The 18396-nt window shown below is 44.5% G+C and carries 19 protein-coding genes; 17 read left to right on the top strand and 2 right to left on the bottom strand.

The features are described from left to right. Nucleotides 1-95: 95 nt before the first annotated feature. The 15 genes from ACFQI7_RS27440 (at nucleotide 96) to ACFQI7_RS27370 (ending at nucleotide 13083) form a co-directional block, all read left to right on the top strand. On the top strand, nucleotides 96-272 hold the full coding sequence (locus ACFQI7_RS27440; protein WP_377517942.1) for a hypothetical protein: 177 nt from the start codon (nucleotides 96-98) through the stop codon (nucleotides 270-272). 41 nt (nucleotides 273-313) lie between these two features. After that, nucleotides 314-490 carry a hypothetical protein gene (locus tag ACFQI7_RS27435; RefSeq protein WP_218101194.1) on the top strand — a complete coding sequence of 59 codons (177 nt, stop codon included), beginning with the start codon at nucleotides 314-316 and terminating at the stop codon, nucleotides 488-490. 904 nt (nucleotides 491-1394) lie between these two features. Then, entirely contained in the window at nucleotides 1395-1970 is a 576-nt protein-coding gene (locus ACFQI7_RS27430) for a hypothetical protein (RefSeq protein ID WP_230415348.1), read from the top strand. Between the two features lie 57 nt (nucleotides 1971-2027). After that, on the top strand, nucleotides 2028-2585 hold the full coding sequence (locus ACFQI7_RS27425; protein WP_218101195.1) for an HD-GYP domain-containing protein: 558 nt from the start codon (nucleotides 2028-2030) through the stop codon (nucleotides 2583-2585). 36 nt (nucleotides 2586-2621) lie between these two features. Beyond that, nucleotides 2622-3647 carry a hypothetical protein gene (locus tag ACFQI7_RS27420; protein WP_218101196.1) on the top strand — a complete coding sequence of 342 codons (1026 nt, stop codon included), beginning with the start codon at nucleotides 2622-2624 and terminating at the stop codon, nucleotides 3645-3647. 36 nt (nucleotides 3648-3683) lie between these two features. After that, nucleotides 3684-4604: a hypothetical protein gene (locus ACFQI7_RS27415; protein ID WP_218101197.1), complete on the top strand. Its 921-nt coding sequence runs from the start codon at nucleotides 3684-3686 to the stop codon at nucleotides 4602-4604. Between the two features lie 362 nt (nucleotides 4605-4966). Further along, the gene (locus tag ACFQI7_RS27410) at nucleotides 4967-5182 is read left to right on the top strand and encodes a hypothetical protein (protein ID WP_218101198.1); all 216 of its coding nucleotides are present in this window, start codon (nucleotides 4967-4969) and stop codon (nucleotides 5180-5182) included. Further along, complete coding sequence (locus tag ACFQI7_RS27405; RefSeq protein WP_218101199.1) at nucleotides 5170-6207, top strand: DUF6094 domain-containing protein; 1038 nt, start codon at nucleotides 5170-5172, stop codon at nucleotides 6205-6207. The genes ACFQI7_RS27410 and ACFQI7_RS27405 overlap by 13 nt, the downstream gene beginning before the upstream one ends. 107 nt (nucleotides 6208-6314) lie before the next feature. Continuing rightward, nucleotides 6315-6461: a hypothetical protein gene (locus tag ACFQI7_RS27400; RefSeq protein ID WP_218101200.1), complete on the top strand. Its 147-nt coding sequence runs from the start codon at nucleotides 6315-6317 to the stop codon at nucleotides 6459-6461. Then, nucleotides 6448-9714 carry a helicase-related protein gene (locus ACFQI7_RS27395; RefSeq protein ID WP_218101201.1) on the top strand — a complete coding sequence of 1089 codons (3267 nt, stop codon included), beginning with the start codon at nucleotides 6448-6450 and terminating at the stop codon, nucleotides 9712-9714. The genes ACFQI7_RS27400 and ACFQI7_RS27395 overlap by 14 nt, the downstream gene beginning before the upstream one ends. A 77-nt stretch (nucleotides 9715-9791) precedes the next feature. Then, a complete protein-coding gene (locus tag ACFQI7_RS27390) occupies nucleotides 9792-10628 on the top strand; it encodes a phosphoadenosine phosphosulfate reductase domain-containing protein (protein ID WP_218101202.1) in 837 nt (278 codons plus the stop codon). Nucleotides 10629-10754: 126 nt separating this feature from the next. Further along, the gene (locus tag ACFQI7_RS27385; RefSeq protein ID WP_218101203.1) at nucleotides 10755-11840 is read left to right on the top strand and encodes a hypothetical protein; all 1086 of its coding nucleotides are present in this window, start codon (nucleotides 10755-10757) and stop codon (nucleotides 11838-11840) included. Between the two features lie 249 nt (nucleotides 11841-12089). Continuing rightward, nucleotides 12090-12395: a hypothetical protein gene (locus tag ACFQI7_RS27380; protein WP_218101204.1), complete on the top strand. Its 306-nt coding sequence runs from the start codon at nucleotides 12090-12092 to the stop codon at nucleotides 12393-12395. 148 nt (nucleotides 12396-12543) lie between these two features. Beyond that, a complete protein-coding gene (locus ACFQI7_RS27375) occupies nucleotides 12544-12768 on the top strand; it encodes a hypothetical protein (RefSeq protein ID WP_218101205.1) in 225 nt (74 codons plus the stop codon). 6 nt (nucleotides 12769-12774) lie between these two features. Then, the gene (locus ACFQI7_RS27370) at nucleotides 12775-13083 is read left to right on the top strand and encodes a hypothetical protein (RefSeq protein ID WP_218101206.1); all 309 of its coding nucleotides are present in this window, start codon (nucleotides 12775-12777) and stop codon (nucleotides 13081-13083) included. 375 nt (nucleotides 13084-13458) lie between these two features. Here ACFQI7_RS27370 and ACFQI7_RS27365 read toward each other — a convergent pair whose 3' ends face one another. Beyond that, entirely contained in the window at nucleotides 13459-14409 is a 951-nt protein-coding gene (locus ACFQI7_RS27365) for a coiled-coil domain-containing protein (protein ID WP_218101207.1), read from the bottom strand. A gap of 251 nt (nucleotides 14410-14660) precedes the next feature. On the opposite strand from ACFQI7_RS27365, the gene ACFQI7_RS27360 reads away from it, so the two are divergent. Then, a complete protein-coding gene (locus tag ACFQI7_RS27360) occupies nucleotides 14661-15773 on the top strand; it encodes a PIN domain-containing protein (RefSeq protein ID WP_218101208.1) in 1113 nt (370 codons plus the stop codon). A 437-nt stretch (nucleotides 15774-16210) separates the two neighbouring features. Here the strand turns inward: ACFQI7_RS27360 and ACFQI7_RS27355 are convergent, their stop codons facing one another. Then, nucleotides 16211-17269: a helix-turn-helix domain-containing protein gene (locus tag ACFQI7_RS27355; RefSeq protein ID WP_218101209.1), complete on the bottom strand. Its 1059-nt coding sequence runs from the start codon at nucleotides 17267-17269 to the stop codon at nucleotides 16211-16213. Nucleotides 17270-17994: 725 nt separating this feature from the next. Here ACFQI7_RS27355 and ACFQI7_RS27350 point away from each other — a divergent pair. After that, on the top strand, nucleotides 17995-18396 hold a 402-nt coding region (locus ACFQI7_RS27350), incomplete at its 3' end, for a hypothetical protein (protein ID WP_377517935.1).

The following is an 18396-nucleotide window of genomic DNA, read 5'->3' as shown; positions in this document are numbered from 1 at the left end:
GCAGCGAACAAATATTCAAACAGCATTTAACTGAGTTATCTTAGACACCGAAAGGAGTCTAGAGATAAAAGCACTCTAATGGAGGGATATACTAAATGACGAAGCTTGTAGTAACTCTACTGGTATGTGTGTTGTTGGCGGGAGCCGGCTTGTATGTAGGAGGGACGAAGATTGCTCCTGCAGCTGTGACGAAATCTACAAATGTGAATACTTCCGTAACAGGGGCTTCAGTAAATGAAGCAACTGGCGTGTTTACAGGAACAGCACCTTAATTGTATTGAAAAACTAGCATTATGGGATAGGAGGAATAATCTTGACAAAGCTTGTTGTAACGTTATTGGTATGTGTGTTGCTGGCGGGAGCCGGCCTGTATGTGGGGGGGACGAAGATTGCTCCTGCAGCTGTGACGAAATCTACAAATGTAAATACTTCTGTAACAGGGGCTTCAGTAAACGCAGCAACTGGAGCGTTTACGGGAACAGCACCTTAATATTATTATCCGTGTCTTAACTAATAATTTTAAATTTTCTAACTGGAGGAGTAATCTTTGACAAAGCTTGTCGTAACGTTATTGGTATGTGTGTTGCTGGCCGGAGCTGGCTTGTATGTGGGGGGAACGAAGATTGCCCCTGCGGCTGTTGACAAATCAGGAAAAATAAACACTTCTGTTACCGGAGCAAACGTAAACGAATCGACGGGTGCAGTCACGGTTACGTCCCCCTGAACTATGTCAAAACTCATTATTACTTTACTGTTGCTGACGTTTATTTTCGGAATTGGAGTTTTCGTTTTCCTTGGTAATGGCGGAATCGTAAAAGACCTCCAGAATGGCCATAACCGGGTTACCAATGCATCCCGAAGTTTTGATTATAGCACCAATTAGAAAACAGGACAGAAGTGATCGATATATGCTTAAGAGCCGATATATCCTTGTTCTTACTAATGAAAGGGGCATTGCAAACCTCCTAGTGACGTTGCTTGTAATGCCCCTCCTTTTATTCTTGTGCTTTGCGATCGTACCTTTTTTTGTTTACGCAATGCGACTCGATCATATGCATACGATTGCGAACCACGCTTTGAAAGAGGCCGAGGCGGTGGGGTATGTAAGTCCAACCGTCATATCGAATACAAATGCAAGGTTAACGGCATTGGGGCTCGGAGCAGTTGCCGTTGGAGGGACAAGTTACCCGTCATTTGCGGGCAGCACAACGACGAAAGTTTTTAAGGACGCTGCAGATCCTACAATCACGCTATCTATAAAATACCCCGCTCCGAATCTGACCAAAATGCTTGCTGCGATCCGTAGTTCGGGAAGCAGCTCAACTAACGAGGGTTATTATGTTATAACCATTTATGGTAGAAGTGAAGCTTTCAATTGATGAGGGGGAATTAAGGTGAACTGGCTAACTGCACTTCGCCGGCGAAACCATGATTTATTTCGCGAGCAGCGCGGTGGCGTGCATATCTTGTTATTTTCCCTCCTTGCTATATTAGCAATGATTTGGATGTGGGTGGTCGTTGTAAACTGGATGCTCCAAACTGTCGTTACGGATAAAACAAAGCCACTTCTGGATCATGCCACCCACGCTGCTTCGTTAGATATAGATCCGGTATTAGCTGCGAAAGGCTCTCTTGTCTGGAACACGGTAGCGGGTACAAACAGCTTTTATAAATACTTACGTCTTAATATGCGCCTCGATTCTACGAACACTCCTGTCAACGGGAGCTATTTAAGTCAGGCGCCGGTAGTTCACTATCTTGAATTTGTAACGAATCCGAGCTATCCGTTTATCATTCATCGCTCGATCGTTGCAAATGGTGGAACATCGATGCAGGTTACAAGAAACGTAGATGTCACGATCTATGGGCCTTCAATCGTTGCTATTGTTGAAATTCGTCAAAATTTAATTGGCTTTGGAAGGCAAGAACCCATAGTGATCAGTAGTGTTGCAAGCGTCCGGTTCCGATAACGACTTGTGTTTCATGTCCCAGGGAATAAAAATTTGGAGTTTGGGTGGGGTGAGAGTATGCCAGACTATCTCATATTGGAACGTTTAAGGAAACACCATGCGGAAACTTACTATCATTCCCTTCGTGTTTCCCAACTCTGCTTCCAGGTAGCCCTGCGGGTTGGAATGGAACATGATCAATGCATTACTGCGTTACGGTCCGGCTCGCTACACGATGTAGGAAAGTTGAAAATACCAAATCAGATTCTATCCAAGCAAGGTAAACTGACGGAATGCGAGTACCAATTTTTACAGAAACATGTTGAGTACGGTGTGCAGCTATTGATCGATAACGGCTATGGCCAAAACATCATATCCGCGGTTGAAGGCCATCATGAACGAGAAGATGGGTATGGTTATCCAAAACGGATGATCCCCGACGATGCTTTATCCAGGATCGTGGCTGTATGTGACGTATATGATGCCATGACGGAGAAACGTTCCTATAAAAAATCGCTACCCAAAGAGTTTGTGCTTGAACAAATGGAAAAAGGGAAAATCGGAGCCTTTTACTTACCATACGTAGAAGCCTTGAAATATACAGTCATGTCAGTTTCAAAAGCAAGCTCAGTATAATAACGAAGATAAAAAAAATATTCTGGAGTGAAAAAGATGAGGAAACCACTGATATTCCTAGCAATTGCTATTAGTTTGGCAGCATGTTCACCAAAGCAAACTCAGCAAACGGCAGAACAAACAAAAAACAACAATACAAACGTTACAGGTCAAAAAGCAGTAAATGAAGCACCTACTCAAGCATCTACTCAGCCAGCAGCTCCCTTCGTCCTCAAAGAGACAATCCGTCAAGTCGGTGTTGAAGGTTTTACAGACTTATCATTATCAAATGCTACTACAAATGTACATCTTTACGAAAAAAACGGGGTTATTTACACGCTCTTTTCAGCAAGTGATAAATTTTATGTTTCCGCTGCTAAGGATAACAAATGGATTTACAAGGATAAGGTTCTTGATGATGGATCTGCAAAAAGAGAGCGGAATCCAATCCCGGGCGGCTTCTTCTATTTTGACAAGAATGTCCTAAATATTAAACAAATAGACCAGGATCAGAGCATTAAAGAGATCTCACTAGGATCTCCGAATCTTGGACAGCCATGGGGTTTAGGAATCAAAGACGATTTATTAACTTCCGAGGGATATGCTTTTGTAGTTCGAGACGAAAAGGTATTTAAACTTTATTTATTAAAAGATATGTCGAATCCAATAACGATTCCAAATCTAAATAAAATGAATGCTTCTGAATTCCGCTTCGTGAATTTCGCTAATAATACCATAATTACCATGAGTAATGATAAGTTCAACTTATTTGATTTAAAGACCGGGGAGCCTCAGTATGATCAAGCAGGACAACCTATTCGTTATCCATTTTTAAAGGGAGATATTATAGGGATGTCAGAAAAGGGTCAATGGGTATATATTGAGCGTGAGGATGACAAAGTAAAACTCGGATATTTAAATGATCAATTTAAACCAACGAACCTTACAACAATAGATAATATTCCTCCTAGTATTTCTCTATATGAGCTATACAAAATTACTAAAAATGAATTAACAATTCATGGTTCATATGAATTTAAGGGAAAACCTTCCGCTTATACGGTTAAAATTCAAATGAATTAATTTGAATATAGGATATATTAGTTGGAGGAAACCTTTATGAATCCATATATAGGGAAGAAGCATCAAGAGACGGTTGATATTCTTCAGTCATTCATAGATGAATTTAATCAATTTTGTCAAACGGAATTCATTCCTACGGAAACTATTTTGGATGCGAGTTCCAGCGGAGCTGATGTGGAGTATATTAATCGGAAGGATAAAAACCAAAAGCTTTATGTGGAGCATAAGAGACTGCTTTTCAAATTTAGTAAAAAACAACGTAACTTACATTTTATTATTCATAAATTCTTGGATAGGGTTGCACGATGGGATCATTATTTGAGAGAACCTATTTGCTTTCATCTCTCGATTAAGCCTATGTCCGAAAAGGATATCGAATTATTTGCATCGGAATTTTTAGATGCCTTAAAAGATCATTTGCTTTATCATGAGCCGCACAGTTTTATTTATGAAAATGATTTTATTAAGGTAGCTTATTCTCGGGAAGGTAATGATTACTTAAAGAACATTAATAGTTCAAATAATGATGACGATCGTTATCAATATTTTCTTAAGGAGAATAACAGCGTAGATGTTTACGAACGCTCTGTTATTTACGAAACGGGCAATGATACCGGTATTGTATTCATTTTTGATCCACAAAGAATAACCTCCGATGAGTTATTTGCTTCTAAGCCATCATTAGATAATTACTATCTTTTAGCTGAAAATCTACTCAAACAGATTAAAGATAGTGAGAAGAAATTTGTTAGTTATACCGATGGAAAACGATATATTGTTTTCTCACTAGTCGCGGAACTTGGGGATCTTACCTTTGAAGCTGACGCCTTTATAATTAAAGATTTTGTAGAGTATTTTAAAGATTTCTACGAAGTGGCCGAGTCGAGAGTTGTTGATCAAATATTCCTTGACGTAACGATGTATAAGGATGAACACCGCTTCTATCAATTGTATTGAATGATAGGTAAATGAGAAGTATTTTGTTATAGCTGGATAATTGATCTAAACATTGACGGTAATTCATTTATTGACGTATAATGGGAACAAGACATTTCGGCACAACAGCCAGTTTACGCAAGCACGAGCTCCCTATGGGACGCTATTATCCCTTTTATCGGGAGAGGTGCGTGCGTAACTGGCTTTTTTTATTTTTACGCCGAAATTTATGTTTGGAAAAAGCGCTTGTTGAGCAGAAATACTGCTTCAGGCGTTTTTTTATACATTTCGCCTCCCACCAGGGCGAACAAATGTCGGTGGCACGAGCCTACAAACGATCGTGCCATTGGCACTTTCGTTTGCTCGTGGAAAAGGAGGTCCTTATGGAAATTATCAATGATGTGGGATTATGGAACGATGCTATTCCCGGAGGTAGGTTGACCGTTTTTTTAATAGCGGTCGTATTCATTTCGATCATGGCGGTTGTAGTTTATTTTGTTGAACGGCACCTCGAGGGTTCCGGAATTGTGAAACAATGGCAGGGTCAAAAGAAACAACAGCCTGCTTCGTATGAGGTGATCCGCGAATGGCAAGATTAGCATCGGAATCCAAAGCTGGTTACTACGCCACTCCACCTGAAGAAATGGAGCTGCTACTACGAGCACTGCATATTCCAGATGATGCAGGAGAGAAGCCGTTCTACACTTATGATCCTTGCTGCGGGGAAGGGGAAGCTCTCTCGATGCTTACACAAGCATTCCATGAGAAGGGGGCTGCCAAAACCCGCTCCTATGGAAGTGAAATCGAAGAGGGCCGGTATGAAGTGGCTGAGAAAGTTCTTGACCATGTTTTGCACGAAGGATATCAATTCATCCGGACGGAACCGAAGTTTAGCTTATTATGGCTGAACCCACCGTATCAAAACGGCTTTTCCGAACGAACGGAGTTGACTTTCCTACGCGCCCTTACCGGTTCGAAGCAAGGTGTTCTACAAAAAGGGGGCATCTTGCTTTTCTGCATTCCGCAGTACGTAGTCAAGGATACAGCCGGCGTCTTAAGTGGTCGCTTCCATGATCTGAAGGTGTTCCGGTTTACCGATGCGAACTATGACATCTTTAAACAAGTTGTCGTCGTAGGTCGTTTGGGTAAGGCGTCAACCGCGGATCAAAAGAAGGCATATAAAACGCTCGTCGCTATTGGCGAAGGGGAGCGGGATATGTTGCCCACCCTTGAGGATATGGAGCCGTTTGAGGTCCCTCCGTGTGAATCGGATGGGGAACTGATGTTTCGAGCAGGCCCGCTCCATCCGGAGGAAATGGCAAAGGATTTTGTAAGTTCGTCCGCTCTGGGAGATATCCGAAATCGTTTGGCGCAGCTTAGCAGCGCGGCAACCATGAAGCGTCCCATGCTTCCGCTGAAGCCGGGACACTTAGGGATCGCCATTGCTGCTGGAGCCGTAGGAGGTAATATGGGAAGCCATATTATAGCCGGCGTCACCAAAAAACGAACGGATGACGAAGCCATGCACGATGACGAAGGAAACTATGTAGGAACCCGCAGGATTCATCATTTCGCGAGCATTATACGGGCATATACCCCGGATGGTGTAATCGATTTGAAGTAATGCGTTTTCAAGGAAGCAGGTTGGAGCGTAAAGCTTCAGCTTGCTTTTTCTTATTATTTACAGGGAGGGAGCCCGATCGACAGGATGTACCTACAGGGCGAAGACACATGTCTATTCGATATAAGTGGAGAAGCATCGATCATGAGATGGGGAAAAAAGTGAGCATGGAAGAACTTCGGCAATATCTCAGTTGGGAGTTCGTGGGGCTCATTGAGTTTATAACCATCGGAGGTCGATCGTATGAAACGAAGTGAACAAGTCCTGCGCGTACAAGCTGTAGACCGATCGTTTAGTGTTGTTCCCCATATTTTAATATGGGATCATGGGCGCGGCCGCAATCGCGAATTATTGTTTGCTTCATACGTTGGTGTTCCCGAAGAAGTTAAAGCGGTAACAGCAAGCATTTTGGAAGGCAGAGAGGTCACGTATAACCAGCGTCCCTATGCCCGTAACATTATGGATGCGTACCGGAGAGTCGAGAAGGAAATCGGCAACGACGGTAGGTTAGCGCATGGTGTCGTCTATAACTCGCTTTTCGAGATTGCTGAGACCCAGCAGGACAGCGAAGAGGAGAAGAACAATCGGGCGTTCATCTTTGCGCCGGATGGTGATCTTCACGGAGCTATTGTGCAGCATGCGATGTCCCGCTTCGGCTTGCCGGAGGAGTGGAGAAAGGACTACATCCGAATATTGGATGACTTCTTCACTTCCCTACAAGTGGAAATAAATCCTGAGCTCCCTGAATGGCAAAATGCGAAGGCAGCCTTCTTTTATGGGACGGAGGAAAAAATTCTAAACGCACTCTCCGATGCACTTCAAGAGGGTAGGTTGCGAATACCCGAAAGCCCCATAGAAGGTGTATTCGATCCGACATGGAGCATGTCCGAGTATCTTCGTAATAATGCCTCGCAGCTTGCGAAGCAGCTTGAAGCCAAGCAGCCACGGCATACCTTTGATGATCGAGTTGACCCGGCTATAGCCGACTTGAAGCGGATACCTTTTCCGGTTCAAGCACATATGGCCCAGGCCATCGTTAATACGTTCGAGAATGAGGAAGTTTTCTGTGGGGGGGACATGGGCAGCGGAAAGTCAATCATTGCCTGTGCCGTTTCACACGTTTTGCACTCTCGAAAGCGTAGACGGAATGCTAACCATCAAGGTATGCCGGTCTTATTATCCGCACCAGGAATCACGCTGCCGAAATGGAAAGCTAAAGAAATTGAGGGCACCATCCCGGGAGCAAAAGTAAATATCATCCGGAGCGGGAATGAAGCGCTGCAACTGCTCAAGAAAGTACGGAGCGGGTATAGGCCGGCAGGATTAGAATTTACACTCGTAGGGATTGACCGGGCAAAGCTTGGATCGGAGACGTACTTTGGTGGCATATGGAAACCGATTTATGGTGAGAAGGAGCATGGTGAACCCGTATATGCATGGCATTGTGGGGATTGTGGCCAGCCGATCATGGTATATCTAGATGGAAAGGGGAAAGGAGATAAAGTACCCGCAACTTGGAACGTTTTTGCGGAAGGATTTGCTCCATTCCCGGATGCGATTCGTGAAGCCAAAGCGAAGCGAGAATTACTTCCAAATGGTATACCGAAAGATTTCCCGATAAAGTGGGTTCGTAAGGCGGGACTCCTTACAAGATGCGATAATGTTGTATCCCTTGTTGGGTGCCGTACCGATGATGGTATGGACGAAAAACAACGAAAGGCAGCATTAAAGGAGCGACAGCTGAACTTCCCCGATCGGGAGTGCGGCAATTGTTTCTACCGGCCCGCGCTGAAGTCGCGCGGTGAGACGAAGAACAAGCCTCGAGTAAATATATCCCAGGTCCTAAAGCGCACCAAGCGATACTTTGACCTGTATATCTGTGATGAAGCCCATCAGTGCAAGGCCGGGGACTCCGGACGCGGGGATGCTTTTGCTCAAATGGTAAAGGCAGCTCGTCGAACGCTCATGTTGACAGGAACTCCCACGAACGGGAAAAGTACTTCGATCAAGGAGCTTCTTTGGCGGACCGATCCGAAGTCACTGATTGATGCTGGCATTACCTTCGATTCTGGTGATGTGGATTGGGCAAAGCGTTATGGGAAGATCGAGGAAATTATCCATGATAACGAAGGTGATGAGGGCGTCGTTACGAGACGGAAGAAGAAATCCGTCACGACAAAGGAAGCTCCTGGCATAGCGCCGCAGCTGACCGCCCAATTTCTGCTTCATAAGGCAGCCTTCATTGAGTTACCGGATATGGGCCTTCCTTTGGTGGAATTGAAAGAAATTCCAGTATTTCTAGATATGGATGAGGAACATCGTGCCAGATATTCAGCATTTCATAACCATCTATACGATGTATGCGCCCAGGCATCCGCGGTAAGCGGTAACGCTGGCGTGTGGAGCAAGTTTAATCCCGCTACCCTCGTCTACGCAGACCGGCCGGATCTTGGGATGTCCGTAACGGTCGGGGAAGAAACCGTGTTTGCCGAGCCGATTGGTGATGGCAGCGAGCTTCATGCGAAGGAACGATGGCTCGTTGAAACGGTCAAGCAGGAGATTGCCGAAGGTAGGCGCGTGACGATTTACAACTCGTATACAGGCCGGTATGGAATGAATGAGAGGCTAAGGGACATTTTATCTCGAAACGGGATAAGGTGTCAGATCCTCGATGAGCCGAATACGGAGCTAAGGTCTGAACGGATCGCCGAATATGAAGAAGCAGGGATACCTGTAATAATATGTAATCAGAAGCTAGTGGAGGTTGGACTTGATCTCTTATTCTGGCCAACAATCATTTTTTACCAAATGTCGTATGAGGTGAGCACGGTTCGGCAAAGTTCTCGTCGGGCATGGCGCATAGGGCAAGATATGCTCTGTAAAGTATATTACCCTGTTTATCAGGGCAGCCAAGCCATGAAACAATTCATTCATATTATGAATGGACGCGGGCATGCCCTTCAGACGGAGGGCAGGATCGACAAGAGCGAGCTTGCACAGTACTCACGGGACTCGCAGTCATCCCTCGCTCGAGACTTGGCCTCCTGTTTCGCGTCTGCGGATGTGGCGCAGGCATGGCAGAAGATTGCGGCGAAGGAACTCGAAGGTGTAGAAATGATTGCCGAAGCCAACTTCAAGGATGTGCTGAAGCAGCGTATGAAGGAACTTGCGGATGCCACCATACGTCTTTGCGGGTTGGATCCGGAGGTATGGCGTGCAGCTCGTGAAAAGGAGCAGCAGGAAGAAGAACAAGTTCTTGCGCCGGCTGCGACTTATCAGAGCGAAGATGCGGTTATGGATGTCGATGTAGAGGTGTTGGATCTGTTCGATATTTTCGGCACCAAAACTGCAGAGACGGTCATTACCGAAGTGGCTACTCCGAAGCAGAAGCAGGAGGTCGAAACCATCCAGCTCCTTACGTTTGCGGAGCTCGCTGCTGCTTCTGGAAAGAAAAAAGTCAAGCGCCCGGCAAAGTTTATGGAAAATCAATTGCTGCTCTCGCTTGGTTAAATTCCCTATGTACAAAGAAGAGGCTTGGCACAATACGTGCGGCCTCTTTTCTATTTTTCAAAGGAGGCTTATACTATATGATAAAAGGAACCCAGAATTCTCCGGTAAAAATTGATCGTTTTCTGCCTTACCCCGAGGAAATGCCGCCATTGGAATCCTTCGATTGGATTGACGTAAATATATCCGGTGGAAACGATTCAACGGCAGCCCTACTCTATATGCTTTACGGATATAACGTTCCAAAGGAGAAGGTGACCCTATTTCACGCTCGCGTAGATGGTCCGCCCGAGAACGAAGTCTTCTTTGATTGGCCTTCCACCCAGTCGCACCTCGAATACCTAAGTCGCCATTTCGGCGATTTACCGCTTGTTGTTGCATGGGATGAGAAGGGTTTTGAGACTAGAATTAGGGAGCGGGGAATGTTTCCGGACAGCTCCGCGCGATATTGCACCTCGTACTTAAAACGCGACGTATACTTGAAGTATGCTCGGACCCGAAGCAAAGGGAATATTTTGTGTGTCACGGGCGAGAGGCACGAGGAGTCTTCTAGGCGAGCCGGGTATCCCTGCTGGCAAGTGAACAGCGCGACTGCAGAAACGAAGGGTAGGTACGTGTATAATTTCCGCCCGATCCTTCATCTTAAGAAATTTGAAGTCAGCGAATTGATACGATCAGCCGGCGTAAAAGAGCATGAGGCGTATCAATGGACTTCTAGGGTCAGTTGTCGGTGGTGTATCTTTGCCTCGTCGGAGGAGCTCTCGGCGGTCGCAAAACTGTTCCCTGACGCATGGGAGAGGCTCAAAAACCTAGAGACATCAATCGGCCACACTATGAAGTACCAGAAAGGGAAACGGATTCCCTTATGTGAATTTATACATGAGGATTCTGAATTTGAACAGCTTTTATTAAAGTGAATTAGTTGACAGAGGAGCGGGTGTTTCCGACTCCTCTGTTTTCTGGTTTCTAAGTTGGGAACAAGCTACCCAAAAAGTGGTGTAGATGATATGCTAAAAAGAGATTTACCACGGAGGATATAAATTGTGAAACGAATGGATGCAAAGGCTGAACAGATTATTGTTTATGGCGAGTCAATGGTCATTGAGGAGTCTGATATTGATTGGAACGAGCTGGATTTGGGTGAAATAGAACTGGATAAAGCTAGCGTCCAGAATATTCGTCGTAAGTCCGATCTGGTGGCTTATTTAATCAACAAGGATTCTAAAGTTTACTACAATTTCATCCCCAGGCAAAAACATGAGGTATTCGGCGGTTATAAGAAGTCATTGCAAAAAGGCGCGCGTCTTAACGAGTGCCAGGTTTACAATTTGTACTTTAGGTTCAAGAGTCCGTGGTTAGATGGGACAAGCATTGCATTGATGTGTCGTCCTCCCCATAGACGTGGAGAAGAGTGGGTCTTCTTGCTACCTGATGATACAATGGGGCGCATTAAGGCGGAAAGAAAAATGTATCTAAGAGATGCTCGGGAGCTAACACTTTATCGTCAACTTATGGATCCTGATGAACAAAATAAGTTGATTGAGAACTTGGCTCTGCTAGATCTGCATGAGCGCTGCGCACAAACCCTTATCCATGAGTATGGCCATGTGTTACATTACCGGATGTTCGATGAGTTGAACTTACATAATAATTCCGATCGTTATAAATGGTTTCTATACTCGGGGTATCTAGACCTTGTTGACTTACGATACAATGATTTTGCTAGTCTTGAACCGCTGGACAAGCTTACCGAACTGAAGGAATCGTTGGTTGAAGATTATCGAATATCATTGAATTTACAGGCGAATAATGGTATGTTTATATTACCAAATAAGGTTTGTTACTTTGGAGATTTTCAGTTACCAGAATTAATGTATAAAGGGGTTGAGGTCATGAAGGAGATGCTTAAAGGCGCAATAGGTGGTCAGGCAGGTAAGAGAGCTGGTGGGCAATCCGCTCATGAACTGGATACTCTTGCATATGGTAGAAAGCTGCGGAGACGAATGGCTGCTTCCGATTGGGCTGCGGGAAAACCGAGCATGACACCCGACGTTATTCAACGCGATTTAGCTATACTTGCTATGTTGGACACGGAGGAAGAGGCTGCCACTACACTGCAAGTCATGTAAAAGCAAACAAGTCAGTGCTTCTGAGCACTGGCTTTTTTTATTAACTGGAACTCATTTACAAGATACTAGGCACATGGTAAGATATTATTATTCTTCAATCATCACCTTGTTCCAAGTCTACCGCCCTATGGGTTGGATCTATGCTACTAGAATACGTCTATCCATTTTCGGATATTTGTTAATTCTAGCAGAAAGAAACCACCCTATGGGCGGTTTTTTGCATTTGCAAAATATGTTAGGAGGAAGGAAATGATCATTATGTTTAAGACGAAGAGGCCAAAAAAAGTTGCAATCATCCAGGAAGGTACCCTTTTGTATAAAGCTCACTGCTTATATACGAAAATCCTTCATATGGAAGCAACGACGGGCAAACGAATTATTCCAACCCTTCACAAGAACTTTATTGCAGCGCATCTCGATTATTTCTATGATGAGCATTACGCTGCAGCTGTTCTGAAAGTGCTGAGATGGAATAAGACGAAGGTCATTAATGAGATATTCCAGTTTCATTATGACGATCGTTTTAATAAAAGAATGTTTCAAATTATGCAATGAAAAGGTGTTCCCTTTATAACGGGTAACACCTTTTTCATTTGAAAGGAGGTGGTGCCATAGGTAGGTTCGGCGGAATCAACGACTGTGACATTCCATGGCAATCATACGAAGTATCAAACTATGTGTATTTAGTAGGAGGAGACGACCAATGATGGAAGTCAGCACGACTATGGAAACGGAAAGAAAATTGCCAGCAGAGGTTCAAGAGCTGTGCAACAAATTAAATATGAAGCCCGAAGAAACAATCTCTCATGCATTGTCGCTGCTTAATGTAAGCCTTCAACTGCAAGAGCAGGGCTACCAAATCCAGGCTTGCCGTAATAACGGATTCTGGAGGCGGGAGGTTAGAAACATTTTTTTGAGAGGGAGGTGAGTCCTTATGGCTGAAATCAAATGGGATGAAGTCAAGATTGACCAGTTGGACTCCGACCCAAAGGGTAAAATAAAAGTGGGTGATCAGGAGAAAATCGTCATTGATGAAGTCAAAACGGAACGTTCGTTTTTGCTCAAAACGATGATTATCTTTTTCGGCATCATGGTCACTTTTATCCTCATGGTCGTTATGTATCAGCTGCTTGTCAAAGGCGATGTTGATAAATCGATTGAAGTTCTGAAATTAATTTTCGGTGCTATCAGTCCTCTTCTCGGCACGCTGCTCGGATTTTACTTTGGAAAGCAAAGTAAGTAATCAAAACCGGCATTTAGAGAGTTTAGGCAAAATTTTGCCGCTCTCTTATGCCGGTTTTATTATTTCACAACGTTTTTTTACCCATTAAAGATTTTCAAAATAGCATTACCGTACTTCTCAACCTTTACCTTTCCAAAACCTTTTACCTCTAATAATTCATTTTAAGTTCGTGTTTGATAGGAAGCGCCGCGCCTGAAAATTCAACCAATTATTTATCTGTTCTTTTGTACGGTTTTTACTTCGACTCGATCGAGGTTACCTGTACCGTTATGCTACCTGTTTTATATCGGCAGCTCGCGTTCGATCAACTGCCGGCGCTCTGTGTATTCATCCCCACTAAAACGCAACGATCCCACACAAAACTCGCATCCGTGTTTATTTGCCTTCATTAGGCGAATTCTTGAGCTCTGCTATCCGGCGTTCATATTCGGCTTTCATAGTTGCCATTTGTGCTTGCAATGCCTCTACGCGCTTTTCGTGGTCTTTTCGCATATATTCGACAGCTTGGTCATGTTCACCTCTAAGGCGTTCAATCCGCTCGTACAAGCTGCGTATTTCGGCTGTCGACTGCTCCTGGAGCTCGGTACGCACCCGCAGGACTTCTCGCTCGCGTTCGACGTCTTTTTTATCTAGCTCGGTCTGCTGTCTCTCGGCCAAGCGTTGCTTCTGTTCTTCGTGGCGTTCTTCAAGCTGGCGTACCCTCTCGTTGCCTGCAGCAGCCATGACTTCCAGGCTTTCACGCTCGGATTGTAGCTCTTTGCTTAGTGCGGTAATAGACCGGTTCGCTTCGCCTAGCTGCAGCCGTAATGATTCAGCTTCCTCATGACCGGCTTTGTACTTCGTAACCAGGTCGGTAAGAGCCTCGTTCTTCTCTTTATACGACTCGGCCAACGCTTTGCTATTGTTCGCCGACTCTTTTACCTGCTCGGCATACTTTTCGGCATCGGCACGTAATTTCTGTTCTCGTACGACTTCTTCGTTTGCGGCCTTGACGTCCTTCTCAAGTTGAGCCTGGTATACATGCAAGTTTTCGATTTCTTGCCGTTTAGCCTCTAGCGCTTCTTCCATGTACCTGCGAATGTCGTCCTTCTCGAAGGCTGTACGTTGCGCCAGGTTTATAAGCACATTGCGAATCCGGTTTGTTAGCCCCTCGACTTCCTCAATCTCCTTGCGGAAATCCGGAATCTCGGTTTTCATCGCCTGCAGGTTCCATACCTCTGTCGCTGCAGCAATCCATTCCTTATCCGTAAGCCCTGACGCCTTGATCGCATCGTTTATCACCTGTTGGGTTTCATCTGATATGTGATTAAAGCTTTTTTGAGCCATGACGCAACACCTCCTATTTATAATAATAGGTTAACTAAAAAACCATGAAAAATCAAGGTGTTAACCGTGTTAGCTATGTTAACCATTATATCCTAAATGAATAAAAAGCAAACCTAGAGGGGTGGTGTGAAATTCCAGAATTAATTAGAATTGTTTCATAAATCATCGGACAGTTTGTTGCAGAATTTGTTGGAATTTGATGGTATAATGGACAAAAAAACTTTTCATCATGATCTGAAGGAGTTGTTGTCTTGGATTCGATCTGGATCATCATCCTTTTCGTGCTTGCTCTGCCATTGTTATTACTCACTTTTTTTATCATCATGTCGATTATTTCGGCTATTGTGCCTGCTCCCGCACCTAAGCAAACATCGGATAAGCTATCGGACGATTATTGGTACGCTTCCTATGAATCCCATGAAAACGGTGTGTTAATCAAGTATAGTAATCCGAACGGGCCGCTTTATTATAGCGGAATCATAACAGGGGATATCATCACGGAAGTCAATGGAGAGAAACCTACCGCAGCGCTATTACGAGATCAGTTGCAAGCCGTCGTCGAGCAAGATCAACCTGTACCAATCACTTTATATCATATAGCCACCCCATCTGAAGTCAGGACATTGCTCTTGAAGCCGATGGAATTAGCGTTAGAAAAAGTGAATGCGAAGGGGATTGTCGAGAAATTTGGTGCTAGCTTTAATGGGCACCAGGTCATCTTTGTGAGGTACGTCGAGCAGAGTAGCCCATTTGCAGCAGCTGGAATAAAGGCAGGGGATAGAATGGTTTCTATAGCCGGCCGTAAATTAGAATGTCTCGAAGATCCTTACATCATCTCGAAGTATCTGCACACTGGAATGCGTGTGGAAATAAGTTTTGTGAACCAATTTAACGTGACCAAGCAAATCACTTTGGACATCAGCAATCCTGAAGATCGGGTGATCCAGTCGTTCGGTATATCCCTATCACCAGAACAAACAGTTGCGTTTGATACTAATTTTGTGATCAACCATCCGAATGTTATTCCCTATATGGCGAAAAAAAGCACCGTCCTCATTAGTAAGAAGGTGTTTCTGGAACTGGATAAACTGAAAATTGATCCAGAGATCGGACATCAAGCAAGAGCCGGGTTGGAGGCAATCGAAACTGCCCAAGTTGAGTCGGAAGGAAGGCTAAAGGTTGTCCCCATTGATGAACACTATAACCGCCAACATGGCTTGGACACCAAAAATCCGGATGACTTGATTATTGGATCGTATCTGAAAGTGAAAGAGTCCATGCAAGAGGAAGTTCTATTCCTTAGTGAAGACCGTGGGGCTCGAATTACCGCTAGATCCCACGGCTTATTCGTAGCGAACCAATAGTAGGGGGATGTCCTTACTAACAAGGTGATTTTGTAGAAAATGGTTAGATTTTTTTCTAATGAATTCCGCTGCAAACTGCAATTTCTGCAGCAGCACCCCTCAGATTCTAATCAATTCTGTAACAATAAAACGGATCCCACGCAAACCGTGGGCTCCGTTTTCTCATTAATTTTGGAATATAACAGGATGTGTGTGGTGGTGTGTGGAGAGGAAAGGAGCAGAGGAGAATTTTTTATTTATCATCGTCACCAGATCTTTCTGGTCGACCTCTTTTTCGTCTGGTCGTAGCATGGTTAGGCTGGTTGGGACTCGACACGCGATAGTAAGGCGACAAGAAGGTTAGGGGGGTGCCGGTGATGATCGATGCGCGGCAGCCCCCGTGTTGTACTTTTATTGGGCTATCGTTTTCCGTTAAATTCGACGAATAGGCTTACCTATTACACTTCAATGTCGATCCATCGGGTCAATTCCTTCGTATCCCGTATATCTAACACGTTCATTAGGCGCAGCAAATGATGACTATCAGGTGTCGTATGGCCGCTCTCCCACTTTTGATAGGTCCTCACTGAAGCGCCGATTGCATCCGCGACTTGTTTCTGCGATAACTTCTCCCGGTTCCGGATATCTCTCAATGCCTCTGGATCGAATTCCATCAACTGCGGTCCGACGTAAAGCGGGTACCAAGCATCGCTTCCATCGTCATGTTTTCCCCAACAATTCAATCCCCATATGGCAGTGGTCGGATTCGCCTCCACATAAAGAGAACCCTTCAATCTCTTGTCCACTTTTGCCCATACCTTATTAGGATTTTTGATTTTTACTCCGATCCATCTAAGGATGGGTTGTCCGTCTTCGCCACAAGGAAACCTTCCGCGGAGCTCGAATTCATTTCCTTGCCGGCTAATATATTCATAGTTAAATGCCTCTTCGATCTCATATATGATTGGGGGCAACCCGACCATCTCAAGCGCGTAATTATAGGCAACGATGAAATGTTTCGGTGTTTTTTCTGGGAGGTTCATCTTCTCAGCAAGATCCAAGTAATGAGCCCATTGGAACAACATTTCAGTTTGACTTACATGACCGGTTTGATCGATGGGATAATTGAAAATCGTCAAAAGGTCGAGTTTATGATGGTAAAACATCTTCTCCAACGCCTGATACAGCCGTTCGAGCCACACTTCGGATTCCTCAAATGCCAAGGGCTCCCTTAAGATTCCCATAATGTATTGATTAAGATCGCCAATGTTATTCAGTGATACCTCATCAGGTTTGTAGAAATAAAACGGGATGCGCCTTATAAATACATCCTTCATAACTGGGTGGTATGAATACCGCTCGCCCAGATGCACCACAAAATCTTTCCCGATTTCTCCGAGATATGGGAAAATTTCCTCTCCAATTAGGTCATGTCTTGAGAAGTAAGACTCCAATTTTTCGAGCACATATTTACCCTTAATGTATTCCCGTATAATATCCAACTCCGTGTTATTCATTGCACTCACCTCCATGTCGTTATTTTAAGTTTAACACGAAGAAAGTGGGTACAATAGACGTCATATTATTCGTCGAATAAGCCTTGAAAAACATCTTTGCCAATTGTTCTCTTGCGAAATTTATATTCAATCCCAAATTATGACGAACAACCTGACAGATGGGAGGCTTTGATTAAGAATAAACCGCTCTTAAGGAGCGGGTTCTCGAAAGGGGGAGTTATTTACTTTTGTACGTATAATCCTTCATTGTTCTTAGAACGACAAGGGTTAGAGTTGAATCACTCTGTACAATCAGCAAGACCTGATTTCTACAGTTCTTGTCAAAATCGGGTAAAGTTCTTGCTATTTGGTTTAGACAAGATGTCAGCAGAAAATAAAGTATTAGACTGAAAAATATAGTATTAGACTCGGAAAATAAAGTATTAGACTAGGAAAATAAAGTTGTAGACTGGACCTCATAATACGAACGGGCAGAAGTGCTTAATAGTCACTCTAATGAAGGAGACAAAGGATTTTGGAAATAACTGTAGAATGTATTTCTGGATGAATCTATAAATATGCTTGTACTAGTGGGTGAGTGGTATAGGTAAGGATTTTGAATGATTAATTTGCCGAGGAGACGTAAAAATCTTTCTAAGGAAAGGTGATTTCGATTTGAATATCTTGTTTGCTTTCGCCGACGACTGGGGACGCTATGCTCGCCGACCTTCCTGGAGGCGGCGGGGATGCCGGTTCCAGAATCGATGACGGGACGCAGTCTGCTGCCAGTTCTGCTGAGCGAGATAAGCGGTCAGGTGGACCCGGGGCGCACCTTTGTCGTGACCGGCCGGGAGAGGCATGTCCCCTCCGCTCGTAAAGGCGAGTTGCCTTATCCGCAGCGGGCCATTCGGACTGAGGAATATCTGTACATCATCAATTTTGAGCCGGACCGCTGGCCAATGGGCGCTCCCCGCGGCTTGGACAATCCAAATACCGTGCCTCCCTCCTACGAGGACTTGCTTTGGAAAACCGGAGTCGCCTACGCCGAAATGGATGCTAGCCCAACTAAAGCATGGATGATTCATCACCGAAATGAAGAGGAGATCAAGCCGCTGTTCCGTTTGGGCTTCGGTAAACGCCCGTATGAG

Origin of the sequence: Paenibacillus allorhizosphaerae (assembly GCF_042659105.1) — a bacterium.
Classification (GTDB): domain Bacteria; phylum Bacillota; class Bacilli; order Paenibacillales; family NBRC-103111; genus Paenibacillus_G; species Paenibacillus_G allorhizosphaerae.
The sequence above is the reverse complement of the archived record's forward strand: the minus strand, read 5'-3'. Positions and strand labels throughout refer to the sequence as shown.

Coding starts and splice junctions, on each gene's coding strand:
- ACFQI7_RS27440 (WP_377517942.1), top strand. CDS start 96: ATGACGAAGCTTGTAGTAACTCTACTGGTATGTGTGTTGTTGGCGGGA.
- ACFQI7_RS27425 (WP_218101195.1), top strand. CDS start 2,028: ATGCCAGACTATCTCATATTGGAACGTTTAAGGAAACACCATGCGGAA.
- ACFQI7_RS27420 (WP_218101196.1), top strand. CDS start 2,622: ATGAGGAAACCACTGATATTCCTAGCAATTGCTATTAGTTTGGCAGCA.
- ACFQI7_RS27415 (WP_218101197.1), top strand. CDS start 3,684: ATGAATCCATATATAGGGAAGAAGCATCAAGAGACGGTTGATATTCTT.
- ACFQI7_RS27410 (WP_218101198.1), top strand. CDS start 4,967: ATGGAAATTATCAATGATGTGGGATTATGGAACGATGCTATTCCCGGA.
- ACFQI7_RS27405 (WP_218101199.1), top strand. CDS start 5,170: ATGGCAAGATTAGCATCGGAATCCAAAGCTGGTTACTACGCCACTCCA.
- ACFQI7_RS27400 (WP_218101200.1), top strand. CDS start 6,315: ATGTCTATTCGATATAAGTGGAGAAGCATCGATCATGAGATGGGGAAA.
- ACFQI7_RS27395 (WP_218101201.1), top strand. CDS start 6,448: ATGAAACGAAGTGAACAAGTCCTGCGCGTACAAGCTGTAGACCGATCG.
- ACFQI7_RS27390 (WP_218101202.1), top strand. CDS start 9,792: ATGATAAAAGGAACCCAGAATTCTCCGGTAAAAATTGATCGTTTTCTG.
- ACFQI7_RS27380 (WP_218101204.1), top strand. CDS start 12,090: ATGATCATTATGTTTAAGACGAAGAGGCCAAAAAAAGTTGCAATCATC.
- ACFQI7_RS27375 (WP_218101205.1), top strand. CDS start 12,544: ATGATGGAAGTCAGCACGACTATGGAAACGGAAAGAAAATTGCCAGCA.
- ACFQI7_RS27370 (WP_218101206.1), top strand. CDS start 12,775: ATGGCTGAAATCAAATGGGATGAAGTCAAGATTGACCAGTTGGACTCC.
- ACFQI7_RS27365 (WP_218101207.1), bottom strand. CDS start 14,409: ATGGCTCAAAAAAGCTTTAATCACATATCAGATGAAACCCAACAGGTG.
- ACFQI7_RS27355 (WP_218101209.1), bottom strand. CDS start 17,269: ATGAATAACACGGAGTTGGATATTATACGGGAATACATTAAGGGTAAA.